This window comes from Paenibacillus validus NBRC 15382 (genome assembly GCF_004000985.1).
GTDB classification, from domain to species: Bacteria; Bacillota; Bacilli; order Paenibacillales; family NBRC-103111; genus Paenibacillus_G; species Paenibacillus_G validus.
The window spans coordinates 59,670-76,132 of the sequence record NZ_BIMH01000011.1; the positions used below are offsets into that span (position 1 = coordinate 59,670).

General features: G+C 48.7%; 24 protein-coding genes, 3 tRNA genes, 1 pseudogene and 1 riboswitch. Of the genes and pseudogenes, 19 read left to right on the forward strand and 9 right to left on the reverse strand.

Features of this window, described 5'->3' with window-relative positions; translation table 11 throughout:
* Nucleotides 1–66 precede the first annotated feature (66 nt).
* A complete protein-coding gene (locus tag PVA01S_RS10085) occupies nt 67–1,074 on the reverse strand; it encodes a phosphatidylinositol-specific phospholipase C/glycerophosphodiester phosphodiesterase family protein (RefSeq protein WP_127607304.1) in 1,008 nt (335 codons plus the stop codon).
* A 180-nt stretch (nt 1,075–1,254) separates the two neighbouring features.
* Between PVA01S_RS10085 and PVA01S_RS10090 the strand changes: the two genes are divergently transcribed.
* From PVA01S_RS10090 to PVA01S_RS10115, 6 genes and pseudogenes are all read left to right on the forward strand, one after another.
* On the forward strand, nt 1,255–1,827 hold the full coding sequence (locus PVA01S_RS10090) for a phosphatidylglycerophosphatase A family protein (RefSeq protein ID WP_054795552.1): 573 nt from the start codon (nt 1,255–1,257) through the stop codon (nt 1,825–1,827).
* A gap of 371 nt (nt 1,828–2,198) precedes the next feature.
* Nucleotides 2,199–2,275: transfer RNA gene (locus PVA01S_RS10095), tRNA-Met, on the forward strand.
* 7 nt (nt 2,276–2,282) lie between these two features.
* Nucleotides 2,283–2,356: transfer RNA gene (locus tag PVA01S_RS10100), tRNA-Ile, on the forward strand.
* Nucleotides 2,357–2,585: 229 nt separating this feature from the next.
* Nucleotides 2,586–3,805, forward strand: a pseudogene (locus PVA01S_RS10105) (MFS transporter).
* 154 nt (nt 3,806–3,959) lie between these two features.
* Nucleotides 3,960–4,047, forward strand: a riboswitch (cyclic di-GMP riboswitch).
* A 598-nt stretch (nt 4,048–4,645) separates the two neighbouring features.
* Nucleotides 4,646–5,473, forward strand: coding sequence for a CBO0543 family protein (locus PVA01S_RS10110; protein ID WP_174817575.1), 828 nt, complete (start codon nt 4,646–4,648; stop codon nt 5,471–5,473).
* 3 nt (nt 5,474–5,476) lie between these two features.
* Nucleotides 5,477–5,920 carry a DUF6376 family protein gene (locus PVA01S_RS10115; protein ID WP_127607306.1) on the forward strand — a complete coding sequence of 148 codons (444 nt, stop codon included), beginning with the start codon at nt 5,477–5,479 and terminating at the stop codon, nt 5,918–5,920.
* 37 nt (nt 5,921–5,957) lie between these two features.
* Here PVA01S_RS10115 and PVA01S_RS10120 read toward each other — a convergent pair whose 3' ends face one another.
* On the reverse strand, nt 5,958–6,194 hold the full coding sequence (locus tag PVA01S_RS10120) for a hypothetical protein (RefSeq protein WP_127607308.1): 237 nt from the start codon (nt 6,192–6,194) through the stop codon (nt 5,958–5,960).
* A 133-nt stretch (nt 6,195–6,327) separates the two neighbouring features.
* Complete coding sequence (locus PVA01S_RS10125) at nt 6,328–6,561, reverse strand: alpha/beta-type small acid-soluble spore protein (protein ID WP_054795556.1); 234 nt, start codon at nt 6,559–6,561, stop codon at nt 6,328–6,330.
* Nucleotides 6,562–6,730: 169 nt separating this feature from the next.
* Between PVA01S_RS10125 and PVA01S_RS10130 the strand changes: the two genes are divergently transcribed.
* Both PVA01S_RS10130 and PVA01S_RS10135 read left to right on the forward strand, forming a co-directional pair.
* Nucleotides 6,731–6,816, forward strand: a tRNA-Leu gene (locus PVA01S_RS10130).
* A gap of 188 nt (nt 6,817–7,004) precedes the next feature.
* Nucleotides 7,005–7,223, forward strand: a complete 219-nt coding sequence (locus PVA01S_RS10135) for a spore germination protein (RefSeq protein WP_127607310.1) — start codon at nt 7,005–7,007, stop codon at nt 7,221–7,223.
* Between the two features lie 81 nt (nt 7,224–7,304).
* On the opposite strand, the gene PVA01S_RS10140 is transcribed toward PVA01S_RS10135, so the two are convergent.
* On the reverse strand, nt 7,305–7,790 hold the full coding sequence (locus PVA01S_RS10140) for an Hsp20/alpha crystallin family protein (protein WP_127607312.1): 486 nt from the start codon (nt 7,788–7,790) through the stop codon (nt 7,305–7,307).
* A 134-nt stretch (nt 7,791–7,924) separates the two neighbouring features.
* On the opposite strand from PVA01S_RS10140, the gene PVA01S_RS10145 reads away from it, so the two are divergent.
* From PVA01S_RS10145 to PVA01S_RS10185, 8 genes are all read left to right on the forward strand, one after another.
* The gene (locus PVA01S_RS10145; protein WP_127607314.1) at nt 7,925–8,146 is read left to right on the forward strand and encodes a spore germination protein; all 222 of its coding nucleotides are present in this window, start codon (nt 7,925–7,927) and stop codon (nt 8,144–8,146) included.
* 17 nt (nt 8,147–8,163) lie between these two features.
* The gene (locus PVA01S_RS10150) at nt 8,164–8,391 is read left to right on the forward strand and encodes a spore germination protein GerPB (RefSeq protein ID WP_054795560.1); all 228 of its coding nucleotides are present in this window, start codon (nt 8,164–8,166) and stop codon (nt 8,389–8,391) included.
* Nucleotides 8,392–8,406: 15 nt separating this feature from the next.
* Nucleotides 8,407–9,042: a spore germination protein GerPC gene (gerPC, locus tag PVA01S_RS10155; protein ID WP_054795561.1), complete on the forward strand. Its 636-nt coding sequence runs from the start codon at nt 8,407–8,409 to the stop codon at nt 9,040–9,042.
* Nucleotides 9,020–9,202, forward strand: a complete 183-nt coding sequence (locus PVA01S_RS10160; RefSeq protein ID WP_127607411.1) for a spore gernimation protein GerPD — start codon at nt 9,020–9,022, stop codon at nt 9,200–9,202. Before gerPC ends, PVA01S_RS10160 begins: the two co-directional genes overlap by 23 nt.
* A gap of 2 nt (nt 9,203–9,204) precedes the next feature.
* Nucleotides 9,205–9,594 (forward strand): spore germination protein GerPE, encoded by a 390-nt coding sequence (locus PVA01S_RS10165; protein ID WP_244932931.1) that lies wholly within the window; start codon nt 9,205–9,207, stop codon nt 9,592–9,594.
* 216 nt (nt 9,595–9,810) lie between these two features.
* Entirely contained in the window at nt 9,811–10,200 is a 390-nt protein-coding gene (locus PVA01S_RS10170; protein ID WP_127607316.1) for a VOC family protein, read from the forward strand.
* A gap of 239 nt (nt 10,201–10,439) precedes the next feature.
* Nucleotides 10,440–10,637 carry a hypothetical protein gene (locus PVA01S_RS10180; protein WP_127607321.1) on the forward strand — a complete coding sequence of 66 codons (198 nt, stop codon included), beginning with the start codon at nt 10,440–10,442 and terminating at the stop codon, nt 10,635–10,637.
* Nucleotides 10,638–10,825: 188 nt separating this feature from the next.
* Nucleotides 10,826–11,089, forward strand: a complete 264-nt coding sequence (locus tag PVA01S_RS10185) for a hypothetical protein (RefSeq protein ID WP_127607323.1) — start codon at nt 10,826–10,828, stop codon at nt 11,087–11,089.
* Between the two features lie 43 nt (nt 11,090–11,132).
* Here PVA01S_RS10185 and PVA01S_RS10190 read toward each other — a convergent pair whose 3' ends face one another.
* A complete protein-coding gene (locus PVA01S_RS10190; RefSeq protein ID WP_127607325.1) occupies nt 11,133–11,297 on the reverse strand; it encodes a DUF3973 domain-containing protein in 165 nt (54 codons plus the stop codon).
* A 139-nt stretch (nt 11,298–11,436) separates the two neighbouring features.
* On the opposite strand from PVA01S_RS10190, the gene PVA01S_RS10195 reads away from it, so the two are divergent.
* The 3 genes from PVA01S_RS10195 to PVA01S_RS10200 all read left to right on the forward strand — a co-directional run bounded on the left by PVA01S_RS10195 (nt 11,437) and on the right by PVA01S_RS10200 (nt 12,395).
* Complete coding sequence (locus PVA01S_RS10195) at nt 11,437–11,658, forward strand: hypothetical protein (RefSeq protein ID WP_054795565.1); 222 nt, start codon at nt 11,437–11,439, stop codon at nt 11,656–11,658.
* A 155-nt stretch (nt 11,659–11,813) separates the two neighbouring features.
* Nucleotides 11,814–11,978 carry a hypothetical protein gene (locus PVA01S_RS26565; RefSeq protein WP_155615272.1) on the forward strand — a complete coding sequence of 55 codons (165 nt, stop codon included), beginning with the start codon at nt 11,814–11,816 and terminating at the stop codon, nt 11,976–11,978.
* Nucleotides 11,979–12,158: 180 nt separating this feature from the next.
* Nucleotides 12,159–12,395, forward strand: coding sequence for a hypothetical protein (locus PVA01S_RS10200; protein WP_127607327.1), 237 nt, complete (start codon nt 12,159–12,161; stop codon nt 12,393–12,395).
* 180 nt (nt 12,396–12,575) lie between these two features.
* On the opposite strand, the gene PVA01S_RS10205 is transcribed toward PVA01S_RS10200, so the two are convergent.
* From PVA01S_RS10205 to PVA01S_RS10225, 4 genes are all read right to left on the reverse strand, one after another.
* Nucleotides 12,576–13,106, reverse strand: a complete 531-nt coding sequence (locus PVA01S_RS10205) for a GNAT family N-acetyltransferase (protein ID WP_127607329.1) — start codon at nt 13,104–13,106, stop codon at nt 12,576–12,578.
* Nucleotides 13,107–13,250: 144 nt separating this feature from the next.
* The gene (locus tag PVA01S_RS10210; RefSeq protein ID WP_127607331.1) at nt 13,251–14,111 is read right to left on the reverse strand and encodes a DUF421 domain-containing protein; all 861 of its coding nucleotides are present in this window, start codon (nt 14,109–14,111) and stop codon (nt 13,251–13,253) included.
* Nucleotides 14,112–14,218: 107 nt separating this feature from the next.
* Nucleotides 14,219–15,223, reverse strand: coding sequence for a hypothetical protein (locus PVA01S_RS10215; RefSeq protein WP_127607332.1), 1,005 nt, complete (start codon nt 15,221–15,223; stop codon nt 14,219–14,221).
* Between the two features lie 629 nt (nt 15,224–15,852).
* Complete coding sequence (locus PVA01S_RS10225) at nt 15,853–16,344, reverse strand: phage lytic cycle repressor MrpR family protein (RefSeq protein WP_127607334.1); 492 nt, start codon at nt 16,342–16,344, stop codon at nt 15,853–15,855.
* Nucleotides 16,345–16,463: the final 119 nt, after the last annotated feature.

A 16,463-nucleotide genomic window follows, 5' to 3' on the forward strand; every position in this document is an offset into this window, starting at 1 on the left:
TCATTCCTATAAGACGCAACAAAGCCGACCTTCTCGAGGTCGGCTTTGTTGTTTAGCTGCTTGCGGTTACGTGAACTTCGAGGCGATCCAAGCCTTGATCAGGGCGACGAGCCATTCCGCAAAGCCCGCTTCTTCGTGCACTTCAGCGGTTGTCGATGCTTGTGCTTCGGCCGTTGCGGCGGCAACGGCCGTCACCGGGCTCGCGATCACCGGACCTTCCGAAGCCGATTTGGCAGCCGGCGCTTCCAGCGGCTGCAAGCTGTCTGTATAGATCCCATGCACGCCCAATCGGCGAAGACGTTCTTCATCCTTCGGATCATTCACAGTATGGGCGTATACCTTGACGCTTTCTTGCTCGAGACGTCGAATCCAAGCTGCATCGACTCGTTCGACCGGCATGGCAATTGTATCGATACCGAACGATTTCACGACCCGGATCACCTCCCTGTGACTGAGGGACGATAAATACAACGAATAGATGATGGACGGGAACGGATAAATTTGCCGCACTTGGCGAATCATTTCGGGGGTATACAACTCGGGTACGATCCGGTCTAGCAGCGCCGGATCTAACGCGTTCGCCGCGTCTATAATTTGCTGGAACTGCATCTTTACCAGTTTCGGATCGGTTTCCTTCGTGTCCGTGATTAAGTAGGCGCCCGGATGCAGTTGAAGCAGGTAAAGGAGTTCTTTGATCTCCAGCGGTTTATATTTTTCAAGGATTAGACGTTCTTTGAATTGGTTGATTGTCATCGCTTGATCGCGGGTTTGTTCGGAGGCAACCGGTTGCTTGAGCAGGCGGGACAAATAGTCAGACCAGTCGTGTCTGGCTACGAGTCTGTCGTCGGACGTTAGGATCAGGTCGGCTTCGAATACGCGAAAGCCCTTGTCGTAATTGCGAATTAAAGCGTCGCCGGCGTTCGCAGCCGCAGTACCGTCGAGCTCTCCCAGTCCGTGCGCGATATACGTATGCTCTGTCCAAGCCGGTGCCGCGTGAGCTGTTGTTCCGAAGAGGAAGCCGAAGATCAGGATGGGACTGAGGAGTGCCGAGATGGCAGGTGGACGTAGGGACATGGATTCCACTCCTTATGTCTGTTTGTCATTTATTAAACCAACAGCCAAGGAGTGTAACACGTTTTTGGAACAATGGGCGAACGACCAAGAGCCGTTTTTGAAAATTCCGAAAAACACCTGCGTACAAGCGGTTACATCCCATGGTATAATGAAATCACTTCATGTAAAGGGGCGATATTCATGAATCGTCAAGTTCATAGCAAGGAAGTCAAGGCCGCCGTCTACCGGAAGCTCCAGGAGCGCGGCGTCACCATAGAGGATATAGCCCTGATCGTCCGGGAGATGCAATTGCCCTACAACGCGGCGCTCACGATAGATCAATGCGTGGAAGCGGTCCATGCGGTACTGCAGAAGCGCGAGCTTCAGCATGCGATTCTCGTAGGTATAGAGCTCGATGTGTTGGCTGAAAAGGGCCTGCTGTCTGAGCCGATTCAATCGATTATCGCTTCGGATGAAGGCTTGTTCGGCTGCGATGAAACATTGGCGCTCGGGTCAGTTTTCGGTTACGGCAGCATCGCAGTTACGACCTTCGGCCATTTAGATAAACAGAAAATCGGCATCATCAAGCAGTTGGACACGAAGAACGGCCGAGGCGTGCATACGTTTCTGGACGACCTGGTGGCCAGTATTGCATCGTCCGCTGCCAGCCGCATCGCTCACCATCAACGCGACCAGCAAGAGCGGGAGGAGCAGGATAACGTCGTTGTTCCCATCGTGCCGGATTTGGAGACGCCGGAGAAGAACGCAGGGTGATGCCCGCTCGGTGAGGCTATAGATTTTCCTGAAATTGTACAATTATGCGAAAGCATCCTTAGAAATAAGGGTGCTTTTATTGGGTTACACTACAAGCATTGCTTCCTCTTCATTATGGAACCAGGCGGGGTGAGGACTGTTGAGATGGGTCTATTGGGTAAAATTATATGAGAGCAAGTTTCAAGCAGGCTGCTTAGCTAAACGGATGGAAGAAGATTGGTGGATTTACGGGTACGAATGCCCTTCTGAGGTTGAAGTTTTTCGCTCCAGAAAAGGGCGCTTTGGAGTTCGGTATACCGTTTAAATTTGTGCTTGACTGCGAGGATTTATTTGGTGTATATTTATTTTTGTCGCTGTCGACAGCACAATGGCGCGGGGTGGAGCAGCCCGGTAGCTCGTCGGGCTCATAACCCGAAGGCCGCAGGTTCAAATCCTGCCCCCGCAACCAAACTCCAGGGCCCTTAGCTCAGTTGGTTAGAGCGGTCGGCTCATAACCGATTGGTCGGGGGTTCGAGTCCCTCAGGGCCCATACGAAGAAAACCCTTGCCGAACAAGGGTTTTTCTTTATTTGTGGATGACATCATAGAAAGAACTCCCTACGGCTGAAGAAGCTGGAGCGCACGATTTGTTGCACCGATGCAGAAAGGCGATACCGCACCAAGCAGTTCGCCTTTTTTTGCTGCCTCCTCCTTTCGGATGTCCTATTGATTGACATATTCGGGCAGTTATTATTTATGGATAGGAAGAGGAAATCTAACATGAATTCATCAAAAAACCAAGCTCCAATGCCGCAAAAGAAGGACCGTTTCCCGTTATCCCTCTTATGTCTCACCATTGGAGCCTTCGCCATCGGCATGACCGAGTTTATTATTATGGGTCTTCTGCCTAACGTCGCCGACGATCTGCACGTTACGATTCCGCAAGCCGGGCAGCTTATTACGAGCTACGCACTCGGTGTCGCCGTAGGCGCTCCCGTGCTCACCGTGATTACCCACCGCATGCAGCAAAAAAAATTGCTCGTTCTGCTCATGTGTATCTTCATTGCCGGCAACGCCTTGTCAGCGGTGGCTCCTACCTACTATTTGCTTATTGCCGCGCGAATTATGACGGCCTTTGCTCACGGATCATTCCTGGGCGTCGGGTCGCTTATAGCAGCCCGTCTCGTACGACCCGAGAAGCGGGCGGGCGCCGTATCCATGGTACTAGCCGGAATAACCGTGGCCAACATTATCGGCGTACCGTTCGGAACTTTCATTGGTCAACAGCTTGGGTGGAGAGCTTCGTTCGGACGATTACCTTACTGGGGATCCTTTCTCTTATCGGCATTATTCGATTCATCCCCATCATCCGCCAAGATCAACCGTCCAGTTTGGCCCAAGAGTTCCGCAGTCTGGTGAACCCGCAAGTGCTGCTGATGCTGATTACGGGTGCATTGGGATGCGCGAGCCTGTTCTCCGTCTTTACGTACATTACACCGATGCTGGAATCGATTAGCGGCTTTGCCGAACACAGTGTGACCTGGATTCTAGTGTTGTTCGGTTTCGGAGTGACCATCGGAAATATAGTAGGCGGCAAGCTGGCGGACTGGAAGCTTATGCCTTCGGTCATGGTTAACTTTGCTGTACTGGCGGTCATTCTTTCCTTGTTGACCGTAACACTCCGTTATCCCGTTCTTGCCGTCATCACCGTCTTTTGCTGGGGAATCGCAGCCTTCGGCATCATGCCCGGCATCCAAGTACGCATCATGAATTTGGCGCATGAAGCGCCGCTGCTCGCAGCGACCTCCAGCCATTCTGCCTTGAACCTGGGCAACGCTTCAGGCGCCTATCTCGGTGGCCTGACCATTACGTATGCCGGTCTGACTTCCGTACCGTGGCTGGCAGCGATCCTTACCATTCTCGGCCTCGCCGGGGCATTGCTTAGCTATGGAGTCGAGCGGAAGCTAAGCCAACAGGTTTTAGTCAATAATTCGGTATAAAATGTGAGGAATATCGACAGGTAGAATAAAAATATATAAAAACAAGGGAAAAATTACCTAATTAGGAATTCCAAAAAAAACCTAAATTCATACAAACGATGCATTGCAATCCTCTTCAAGTTAGATATAATTTGATTGATATCAACCGCATGTACGACGATCATGGCAAAACCATTGAAAAATGGTGACGCAAAGCTATAGGGACTTCGTTGGAATCTCCAATATGTCAGCCAGCTGCCGTAATATAGCCTCCGTTATGTCATGCGGGACAAGAGGAGGTTGATGATGAATGATACAAGAGTTTAAGATGGCCTGGCATCGCTTTCTGGCCAGACATTACGAACTAATGATGGAAGACTGTCTTTGTCCCAGGGAAAAAATGAGATTGGCGGCCAAAGCCAGATACCACTTTGGTAAACGCGTTAATACGATGGATTCTACCTTATAAGAGCCTGAACTTTGTGTCCCGAGTCGATCGGGGCTATTTTTTTTGCCCGGAAGGCGAGGGAAGTTAGCGATGACCTGCCGCCGTTTACTTAATCAATCGCCTTGACCGGCGCCATACTTTAATCCATTTATTCCCATCCCCATCCGAATAGAAGCGAATGCCGATCCATTTAAGGGGTGTCCAAATTTCAGTGAATTGATAATAGGGCAAGGCACAGCACCTCCTGGTGTTTTATATATGAATTATAAAAGAAGTTGGTTAAAAAGGATGATGAACGGTGTTGTCGAATCAACGTTTTTCTTGATACCTTATCTGATTAGAAATAAATCGAAACGGGGGTGGGTATTCTAGATGTTAATGGATGAAATAAAGCGAAGAAATGAGGGAAAGTCTTGTTGGCAGAACAAAGTAAACAACTTGAACAAATCAACAGGATGCAAGAAAATCTTAGCCTGCTTTGGTTTAACTATTGGCAACAATATTCGAATTTAAGCACATGGCAATTTTGGTTTTATGCGGCTCTGCTCATCGTGCCTCTGATTGTGCTTTACGTATTCATCGACAAACGAAGAGCACTGCAAATCGGTTTCTTTGGGTTTAATGTCCATGTATGGTTTACCTATATCGATGCCTATGGCATCAAGAATGTGTTATGGAGTTATCCTTATCAAGCAATACCGTCAACCATAACCAGTATCGCATTGGACGCCTCATTTATTCCTGTCGTATACATGTTCGTGTATCAATGGACGCTCCATAAACATAAAAATTATTATTTATATGCGACCGCTTTAAGCGTGCTGCTTTCGTTCTTGTTTAAACCCGCTTTATCGGCCTTCGGCTTATTTCAATTATATAAGGGAGCCAATTACTTTTATTTACTTCTAGGTTATTTAACGATCATGCTGATATCCAAATGGATCACAAACCTTTTCGTAATTTTCAGAACGAAGCCCCAAAAGATACGGTCGTCACGAAAAAGCTCAGCCTGCAAAGATGGTTCCCGAACAAAGCCAAAGCCAAATAACCCCCTGGGTCCGGACACGCTTGACCCCTATGACAAAAACCCTTGCTCAGCAAGGGTTTTTGTCATGTCAAGAACGCTTCGTACCTGTCTCTACGGTTTTCATCCGGTCGAACGACGCAGATGTACCGATTATGAAACCAATCTCCGGTTTCAAAGTAGTATAACGTATAGCGGGAAACGAGGAGGAGGGTAAGACATGAAACGTTATTTGCTGCTATTGGCGCTCGTTATCGGGATACTGCCGGGTTGTTCGGCGCTTAACGAAGTGAACCATACGCTCGATTACATCAATGAAGCGACGAGTTTTGTGAATCGGGCGAGCGGTTTTGCCGAGCAGGTGCCGGTCTTGGCTCAGCAAGCGCTGCTGGATCCTGCGTCCAGAACGGCGCTTCAACAGGAGCTGGAGAGCATGAGGGACGGCATCGTGCGATTTAACGGTCTGGAAGTTCCCAAAGTGGCTCAAGACCTTCATAAGCAGTTGGTCGCGCATAATGAAGCTTTAATGAAAGAATTGACATTGCATTTGGAGCAGATGAATCAGAACGTGATCGATTTCAAAGCGCTTGCGGACTCCCCGATGCTGCAAACGATCAATAAAATCACTCAAACGTTAACGAGCATCCGGGAGCTCGCTCCCTAAGCTCCGGCACCGCGGCCATACTGCCGCCGGAGGGATTTCAAGTATTCTCTTCGTTTGTTGATTCCTGAACGTAGCGGTCGTAACGATCGTCAATTTCTTGGGCCAACCGCCGGTAAAGTTCCGTTTCTTCAGTGACGGGATCGAACGGGGCCTGGATGCGGATTTCGGTCTTGGCGGGCAGCCGGCGGCGTGCCGTTTCCCTGATTTCGGGTTCTTCCATGCCGGCTTCCAGCAGCGCTTTGGCGAGTTCTTGTTCATAGGGTTGTTGACTCATCGGGCTGGCTCCCTTCTTGATCTAAGGATCTTATACGCAGAAAATTCCCCGCCGGGATAAACCGGGCGGGGACTTATGTGTTACAAACCATCCTTATGTCTGAGGAGGATTCGTTGGAAAGCCATTTTCGCGATCATCGCTTTCCGAAAGCTTGTCCGGACAGCTGCTGCTCCGCGATTTGTACCAGTCTGCGGGTGATGTGACCGCCGATAGCGCCTGTATCGCGCGTAGCCATATAGCCGTAGTACCCGTCTTGCGGAACCTGAATGCCTAATTCTTGCGCTACTTCATACTTCAATTGCTCTAATGCAGACGCCGCTTGCTGAACGACCAGTTGATTATTGGAACGACTTCTTCCTGTAGCCATGCCTGAAATCCCTCCTGGATTGAATGTTCATTGGCTTTTGTCTGCCAATGTAAGGATATGATTTCCGGTATGCTGCCGATTTATCCATGCCCAGGTGAAAATTTCAATTGATTTTTCCCCGGATCGTGGATATAATAAAAAAAGTCGGGATTTTTCGACGTTACCATAAGCCGGAGTGGCGGAATAGGCAGACGCACAGGACTTAAAATCCTGCGGTAGGTGACTACCGTACCGGTTCGACCCCGGTCTTCGGCAGTACGACAAGTCAGGAAACTCTTTGGATGAACGGATGCGCTAGGCATCGGGACAACCAGGGAGTTTTTTCATTTGCCTTCTGCGCAGACGAACCCGTGCCTTTAGCTTAGATCGCTTGCTGAAAGTCGGGATGTTTCGCTGAACGTCGTCATATACTTTACAACACACAAGGGAAGAGGAGGGACGACATGCCTTCAATCATACTGGCCCCGATCAAAATTACCGGCAATGAAGGTGATCTGGTGTTTGGCGACGTGCTGCAAATTAATCCGAAAACAACCTTTAAATTTTACACAGGTTCAGGCGGCAGTAATACGGGTGATTTCAGCGCGACCTTTACACTGATCAGCTTTACCAATACACTTGACCCTGATATCGCCGACAGCAACAATGCCGCCAACAATTAACGAAGCAACGAACAGAAAAGAGCACACCACTCATGTCTCCGTGCGGAGCGAGTCAGGTGTGCTTTCCTTTGCCGCGCATCCTCACGTAAAACGGACGTCAATTTCGTAGAATGGATTTTCCGTCGTTTGTTTACGCATATGAAGCTGCAGTATACCGTTCTTATAGACCGCTTTGCAGCTGCTTGGGACGATGAAGCCGGGAAGCCCGATCGTTTGCGTCTTGTCGTCCGGAAGGCCTTCCAGCCTCAGTTGGTCGGTATTCAGCAGCACCCGGATTTTTCGCGCTTGCGCACGGTCGGGGATATGCACCTTGACGATGACGTTATTATGGGTATCGAACACTTCCGAGTGAAAATGATGATTCAACGTCTGCACTTCCATCTGCGGAATCGTTTTTTTTAACACGTCCTTAATGTACCCGTCCACCCAAGACAAATCTCCGGCTGCGGCAGCCGGTCCCGTATCCCCTGAACCCGGTTGTGGCGGAAACGGCATTTTGCCTCCGAAAAATTGTTCGAACTGCTTCCAGTTCATGTCGAAATAAGGATTCGGATTCGATCCGCTCATATAGCCTCACTCCTTCCTTCTACACTATATGACCGTGCGGCCTTCGACATGAGTGTTAAGGCGAAAAGCAAAACATACTTTCGCCGTTCTTCTCATATAATGAACCAAATCCATGACAGGTAGGGTGCTGCATAATGCCGGCCATAGTGGGCGTGATCAAAATCAGCAGTGTTGGTACGGGCTCCATTGTGCATATCGGCGACTCCATCCAGCTGGCGCCGCGTTCGACGGCGAAAACGTTCGCAGGCGCCGGATCGTTCAACACCGGAGACTTTTTGCGTACATATAACTATGTGAGCACGACCAATACGATTGACAAGGAAGTTGCGGATACCAACAATGCACTCAACAACTAAGGCAGGTGTCGCCCGCCATGACGAATTGCACCGTCCATCAAAATATCGTGATCCATCAGCTTAAAGTCGGCTCGATCAATAACTCGTCCATTCTGCAAATCGGAACCGCGGGCACGATTCGAGCACTTTCCAATTTATATAACACCGGAGGGATTACCGGGCCCGCGCCTGCGCTTGGGCAGGTAGGAGGGCCCGAAGGAGCTTCTCCGTTTCCGTTGGTGCCGCTGCCTTCCCCTACCATTTAAACGGAGGAATATGCCATGTACGCCGAATATGCGTCCTATTTCCAGAAGCTGAACGACTATTTGAAGTGGCAAACTGAGCGTATCCGTTACTTGGAGAGCCGGATCGACGGCCTAGAGCAGGAGCTGGACAAGGTCAAGTCGCAAGATCGCATACGGATCGATAAGATCGAGTACAATTTCGATCAGCTGAAGGTGGAGAAGCTGGACGGCACGCTGAATGTCGGTATTGCGCCCGCGGGGCTGGGGGCTCAGAACATCGACGACCTGGCGGTCGGCGGCAAGACGGTCTACACGAATACGGCCCGTTCTGAGTCGTTCGAGCGCATTCAGAAGCGAGTCGATGACTTCCTGCTGCAAGCCGCGCCTGCCGAGATGGAGAAACTGCAGGACCGGTATCAGCTCCACTTGAGCGAAGAATTTCAAGATTTCATGATCGGCGACCTGCAAGGGCAAACCGGGCAGCGGATCGAGTATTATATGCAATCGATAGGAGGAAACGGGCAGACGCTTCTTCTTACACAAGAGCAGGAGGAAGCGATCGCATCTAAAGTCATTGATGATGTAAGATCCGGGATTGAGCAGTATTTGATGAAGCAGAAGGACGAGGGGGGGAAGTCGGATGATTCGAATGAATTTGCAGGTGGAAAATAGATCGTTATGCGTCGGCGATATCAAAGTGGTCGGGGTTGCGAGCGCCTCCGTTCTGCTGATAGGAGACACTCAGTCGATCTCGCTGTCATCGGTGTTCGACACGCCGCCGGAATCGTTGATCATCGGCCCGACAATGATTGTTCCGACGGAAGAGGAATAAGTGTGCCGATACCGAACGAACGTACAAGCACGGTGCAGTCGGTCAAGGTTAACGATATCGGGTATGCCTCCTCGCTGTTCGTAGGCGATTTGCGTTATTTTGCTCCGGTAAGCTTGGTATTTGCCGTGCAGAGGGAAATCTCGCGTTTCTCGGGCAGTGAGGGCGATTTGTCAAAATTCTCGACGTTCTGGAGGCCGATTCCAGAGCTGCTGCCGGACGAGGATGTCCGGATGCGTGTTGTCAATGTTGATCCTGTTATTCGAGCCGGCACGGTGCGGGTCACGTCGATCTCCAGCTCCTCGCTCGTGCAGTTCGGGGAGCTGCGCGGCATTTGCGCCGAATCGCGGGTAAAAAATATCAGGGAGATACTAACAGGATTGCCTCTGAAATAGGAGATGATTGTTAGAATGCCGGACAAGCAAGCTGATCCTATACGCTCCTCGTCCGTTTTTGTGAATGAGGAGGAGCGGATCTAGCAGCCTGAGCTTCGCCGGACCGGCGGACTCGTGCTGCTTTTTGCCTTTCGCGGCTGTGAAGCGCGAAGGCATGTGATATAATGGACAGGGATGATGAATCTGGAGAAATAAACGGCGAGGGAGAGGGATACAGTGGCACGCAAAAAAATCGAGCATGTCGGTGTTATGGTGAAAGACATCGATGCGTCGGTACGTTTTTATAAGGAAGTCGTAGGGTTGGAGCTGAAGGGGCGGTTAGATCATCCGAACGGCGTTATCCAGCTTGCTTTCTTAGGCTTCGGGCAACAGGCGGAAACGGAGCTGGAATTGATTCAGGGCTACAATGAAGGCTTGCCGGCGGAAGGCAAAGTGCATCACATTGCCTTTACCGTGGACGACATTGAAGAAGAATTTGCTCGGATTAAAGAGCTTGACATAAGGCTCATCGATCAGGAAATTACGACGCTGCCGAACGGCTCGAGGTACTTTTTCTTCTACGGCCCGGACGGCGAGTGGATCGAATTTTTCCAATCGACTCGGTAAGGGAAACGATGAGACAGGCTGCAAACCAATCGCAACCATCTTCGACAACACGGATCAATTGTTACAAATGCAAGCATTTCTATGTCACGTGGGATCCGAATTTTCCTCGGGGCTGCCGTTCTTACGGCATTAAAACGAGCGAATTGCCTTCAAGCCTGATCAGGCGCTCGTCCGGCAAACCATGCTTAACCTTTGAGGAGAAGTAAGCCTTAATCCATTAACGGCAGGTGAAATAGCCCATGCTGTTCAGCAAGCAACAAAAAAAGTTGATGCTCGAAATTTTGCTCAAAGAAAGACGCCGGCTGTTCTCGAAACATAAAGGCGAGCTGCTTGATAAGACGATTGCTGATCTATCGCAAATGATACGAAATGAAGAGATCAACATAACCGAGCCGAAAGATAATATCATCGATTGGAATTCGCGAAAAAAACGATAATCCCGATGCGAACAGCGGCCCCCTGGTGCGTATTTCGTCGCTTTTCCGGACCATGAAACCGGTTGGGCGCGCATAACGCGCCTTTTTGCTCCGTTTATTACGGTCATTACTGTTGTCGTGGAACAATCCCTGCAGCGATTTCGTCTAACGATAGACGGGATGATCATCGATGAGAGAGGGATACAACTATGTTACTTCTAGGACAACGTAGACGGAAAGTGCGCTTCGTATGGGAGCGACGGAGAAGAGGGCTGGCGACCGTGCTGTTCGCCATGACGATCGGGGGACTTGACCTTATGACGCTGCCCTCGTTTGCTTGCGCATGCGAAGGGGCGGAACCCCGTGCGCACTGGATGAGTTGGCTGGTGATGGGGTTCGGCGTGTTCGTAGGCTTGGCGATGCTCTTATTTTCCGTCGTGATTGCGGTTAAGGCTTGGAGACGGCGCTATTGACAAGCCGTATCGAGCTTCATGCCGCACCCCTTCTATTTCTGTGCTAGGCCGAAGCGCTTGATAACTCTTGCTGCAACGATTGGGAAACGAGACAAAGTCCCGCAGGGTAACGGGTGACGTCGACAATATGGAATCCTGTCTTAAAGACGATTTGGGCAGGCTCGTCGTTCAACCGGTGCAATTTACGGCATGCGATACAATAGTACATAGTGTGTCTCCTTTACTCGAGTGATTTTGCACTATCATGTTATGCGCGTTTTCGCGGAAAAATGACAGGGAATCGACCGGACTGGAATCGGAATTGATGATTATTGTTGAGTATACGAAGTTAGGGGCGTAACAAGCGGATGAGTGCGGATAAGATCGAAGCGTGGAGAGACCTGATACGACAGCTGGACGGAGACGGTGCCGAGCCGCAGACGGAAGCCGGACGTATCGTCCATGGTCTATTGGAGGAAGTGGAGCGGCTAAGGGCGGAGAATAAACGGTTGAAGACAGCGCTGCTGAAGGCGGCGACTGCGCAGAAGCCGTCGATGTCGACAAAGCTCAGCGAAGCGCTGAGGGAGTAAGCTCAGATGGGTATGCAGGTGCGGCTGTCCCTGCTTTTTTTTGTAATCGAAATGTAATATTTTCGCCCGCATGAAACGACATCAATTTCATATGCCTCTATCGTATACTAAGGGTACGTCTAGGTAACCTAGGCGAACATTGGGAGGGATTACATATGGGAGAAGACGAGAAAGTACGGTCTGAAGAAGAAGTTGTGGAACAAGTAGTTGTGGAACAAGCTGAAGAGGCCGCTTCGGAAGAAGAGGCTGTTGAAGAAGCCGCATCCGGCGAAGTGACGGAAGAAGTATTGTCCGAGGAAGTATCGGAAGAAACCGAATAGTTTGACCCCAATCCCTTATCCTCCTTACCCTGAATAACAAACAAGGACCTGTTCTGAATGGAACAGGTCTTTTTATTGATGGATCGGCTTTATACGGCCCGGAAGCACCGCTTCTAAGCGGCTGACAGTCGAATAGACTAGAAGAGAAGAGATGCTTATGGTTTAAGGAGGTGTTTCCGCTTGAAGCGACAAACCGCCCAACGGATCGGGCTGGGCTTGTTTGCCGGCCTCTTGGTCTCAATAGCCGGAGTTCTTTATGTACAGGTTCAAGGATTATTGATACCTGGACTGGTGTTGGTCGGCGGGATGTTCTTGCTTTGTATGGGCTTGCTGTGGGTTTCGGAAGCGGAGGACGACGCTAAAGCGGCCGAAGAGAAGAGCAAGAATATACGCAAAGTGCGCAGGCATGGAGGTTAAGACGCGAGAAAAGCCGTGTGGTGGACTTGGCCACAACGGCTTTTTTTTGCAGACAGTTTCTTCACAGTACTCGTTAGCGGCCGCACGGGCTGGAAAAGCTTCCGGCTGACGGGCCGCTAGACGCGTGGAAAGGTTTGCGGCCGCGCCGCTCGCTTCGTCTGTTGGGCATCCGGGCCTGGGTCAAGTCGAGGTTTGTTTAAATTGTATTTTCACAACCGGTGTCGTTCTTCGTTGGATCGGCACCAAATCAAGCGACATGGATGGCATGTAAGGGGTCGTATCCTCCTTGTATTCAAATCCGAATTTGATCCAAAACCGTGCGGCTCTTTCACTTTCTGCACGCAATACGATTAGCTCGAACTTGGTGTCTTGGATACGATCCAGCAGCTTGAAGATGAGTTGTGTTCCGAGCCCCTGTCCGATCGGGTGGACGAACAATTCATGAATTTGAATGACGGGGCGATCAAGCTCGAAATCGCTTGTCAGGTATTCCTTCATCGACGGGTCGTGCAGGCTTATATAGAAGCGAAATAAGCCTTCGCCGGAAGGGTTGTAAAAAATCATCCATCTTTCCTTTTCTTTCACAATGGATACTTTAACCGGGGAGCCAATAATTGCCGAGAAGTCTTTCGCTAACTCCTGAAACAAGTTTTCGTCGGTGTTTTTAAGAACATGCGTCAGTTTCGGCTGCCGGATTTCCCATTGCTCCATGTCCCATTCCCCCGAAATGTCGTTTGTTGATTGTATGCTGTTTATGCGCGCTTTAATACTCGTCTATCGGCTGCGGGAACGCATAAAACCACCGGCCAACACGATCCGGTGGTTTCCTATGCTGTTATAATGGAGAGACCCGGTCTAGCTGACCAATAACGGTCTAATTTCCGTAATCACTCTTTGTAATTTACGGGAACACTGTTCATACATCTGTTTCGTCGTCTCGTCTTTCGTTGTAAGCCCATATAATTCAAGATCCGCTTCACATTTCTTGAGGGTGGCGAGCAGCGTAGCCTTAAGCTGGGGCTGCGGAACCTTGAGCTGGTCGTCATATAGGTCGACGTACAATTGACCATAGGAATCAACTTGCCCTACGAACACATTCTCAAGGGTAGCGCCGATCTTCTCCAGCTCGGTGTATAACCACTCCCGGCTTAATCCGATCGTCGCCAGCGGCTCATCCAACATTTTCCCGTCCATAATAACCGTCTGCGGTTCCTGTTCGGGACCTACTTTAATACCGAGATGCTTGGGGGTTAAAGGTTGGTTTTCTTTGGTTGCCAGCACATTAATTTCGCCGCTGGGCTCCATGACCGCAAACTCAACATCAGCCGCTTTAAATATATTTTTCTTACGCAGCTGCTCCAGCAGTTCATCGGTTGTGAGACGTTCTTTCTTTAGATTGTCCTCCATTATTTTCCCATCCTTGATGAGAATGGTTCCTTTTCCGTCAACCCAGTCCCGGAACACTTTGCTTTTCATCTGTAATATTTCAATAAGAAACGACACCAATACCCAAACGACCAGTGAAATTAAACCTAGATGCCACATCGAATCTAAATCCATTGAAACGTAGGCAGCCAGGCTTCCGATCGTAATGCCCGTAATGTATTCAAAAAAAGAAAGCTGGGATATTTGCCGTTTGCCAAGCAGCTTCGTTAACAAAAAAAGCACAAGAACCGCAAGAAGCGTTCGTAAAGCAACTTCAATCGATTGTGACATAGGTTTATTTGCCTCCAGTTCAATTAATCAACAATATATTTATTTACCGCATGCCTGGTTTTTATGAATGAATCACCAGACGGTAGGGGTTTAGCCCGATCCCCTATTTAGGAAACCATGCTGATGGATGTAATGGTCCACGGTTCCAGCAGAGATCCCCGGATCATTTGGAACGTAAAAGTTGCTTTGTCGACGCGGTTGTTTTCCCGGTACATGTTGACTTCAAGTGGAAATTCCAAAGCTAGTACACCGGAGAACGGTTTGTCAACGTGACTGGATCTTTTGCGAATGCCTTTGAGCCGGTCCTTTTCTTTCAGAAAATAATCAAGCTGCGGATCCTTGGCGTCTGCAAAGCTCATTTTCAAGATTTGCGGTTCCTTCAGGTTTAATGCGATCAAAAAGGCGTCCGCAATTTGATAAGGGGAAGCTTCATTGAAATAATCAACTAATTTTCCGGCAGCCTTATATACCATCAACTGATGTTCAGGATCAACGTTTCCGGAGCCGTGGGTAGAGCTTCCTGTAAAATGGATACAAAAATGGCCCGAAAAATCATTATCCGGAATGCCGTCGCCGCCATGCGGCATGCCGTGCATGGATGCGGCAAGCCGCTGATCCTCGGTTTGAACAATAATTGCTTTTCGCCGCCAGCTCCAGGCTCCGTTGTAGATTTGTTTCATGATGGCGGTATCTTCTTTGGTCAAAGGTTGTACATCCGCGTGTTTGCTTCCCGCTCTTCTCTGCACGTTAAACGAGAGGCCGGTTTCCAGGTCGATGACTTTGAACTTCGCTTGCTTCGGGATCAAGGTTGAAGCATTATCCCACTCGATCATTTGGCCATAGTGTTTGGAGCGCAAGCTATGGACGTAATTCCTGAGTTCCGATTTTATGTGCTCTTGAAGATAAATAATTTCAAGGGTCTTCTCATCGTATAAGTTGCCTGCCTGGTCAACCAGAAAGGTGAGATGCTCTCCATTACGATTTAGGGTCAAGTAAGTATCCAGAACGGGGATGTTTTGGACAGATTTACGCTGACCGTGCTTCAGGAAGCGTTCGAAGTTATTCGTCAGCTCCAGGTTCGTCTCGAGTTCGGAATCAAGGGAAGTTTTCACGGTTAAAACGGCTTTATGAGCCGGTTCCGCTAATGCCCCTTGCCCAACCCACACCAAAGTACAAGCAATAAAAATCGCCAAGGCATGTACGGACTCGGTTCATGATCCATTTCCCCCAGATGAATTGTTCGCATTCATTTTCTGCTTTTACTTGCGAAACAAGTACAGGAAAATAAAGTCATGAATGGGCCAGTTATTATTTTAATGGCTTTCGTCAAAATCTCACAATTTTGTGAACATCGTTCGAGCCATTTTTCAGCTCACATCCAGTATAATTTCCATACTCATACTAAATGGACAAGCGGAGGGATGGCTATGTATATTAACCATGTTAACTATGCCAATGAAATCGGAAACGTGTATTGCTGCTTACGAAATAAAGTGGTTGAGTTAAACCAATTCCAAATAGACAACTTTTGCTCAGGATGTAAAATGTTCAAGGGGGGGAATGAAGGAAGAGTGCTGTGTTACTGGAAAGATCTCAGACAAATAAGCGATCCTCATATCGTTTATGATCCGAGAACTGAATATTTAAGCATGCAGAAAAAGAAATTAGACGCGATGTAAAAGAAACACAGCTGCGGATCCAGGTTTCTTCATATAAAAAAGGAGGCTTAATAGCCTCCTTTTTATGCGTATACCTTTGTTTGAAGGTCGGGCTTGCCGGTTGCAAAATGAGTTAGTTCCGGTATCGAAAAAAACTCGGCCAGCCGTTTGAGTCTCATGTAGATGACCCGTAAAATCACAGAATCTAATTCCGTTATCATGCTTTCATTAGCGATGTAATCCTGCACGCTTACTTTGATCAGAAACCGGCTGTCTCGCAAATTTACTGAATTTTGTCTGGTTTGATTATAACCGTTTTGCAAAATATATTTAGTCTGCTCGACAGCGCTTTGAAAAAGCTCAACGCACTTTCGTGTCACGGGAATTTTTCGTTCGATGTCATAAGCATCCTTTAGGGTGAGCATACGGTTGGTTATATCCAGAGAATCCTTGGTCAAATATACTAACTCGTGAACTCCTACACCCTCCATAAGTAAACGAATAATAATTGCATCTTGAGGATTGACGCTTTGACTTTCAACAAAAAGTAATTTTTCAACAAATAAGACAGTCATAGTTATTCAAGATCATCCTTTCCTGCATCTATATTTAACTGACTGGAATAATATAACATTATATTGGCAAATAAATATACGGTGTTAAAATAAGAGGTTTTGTCATTTTTTGCTTGAAA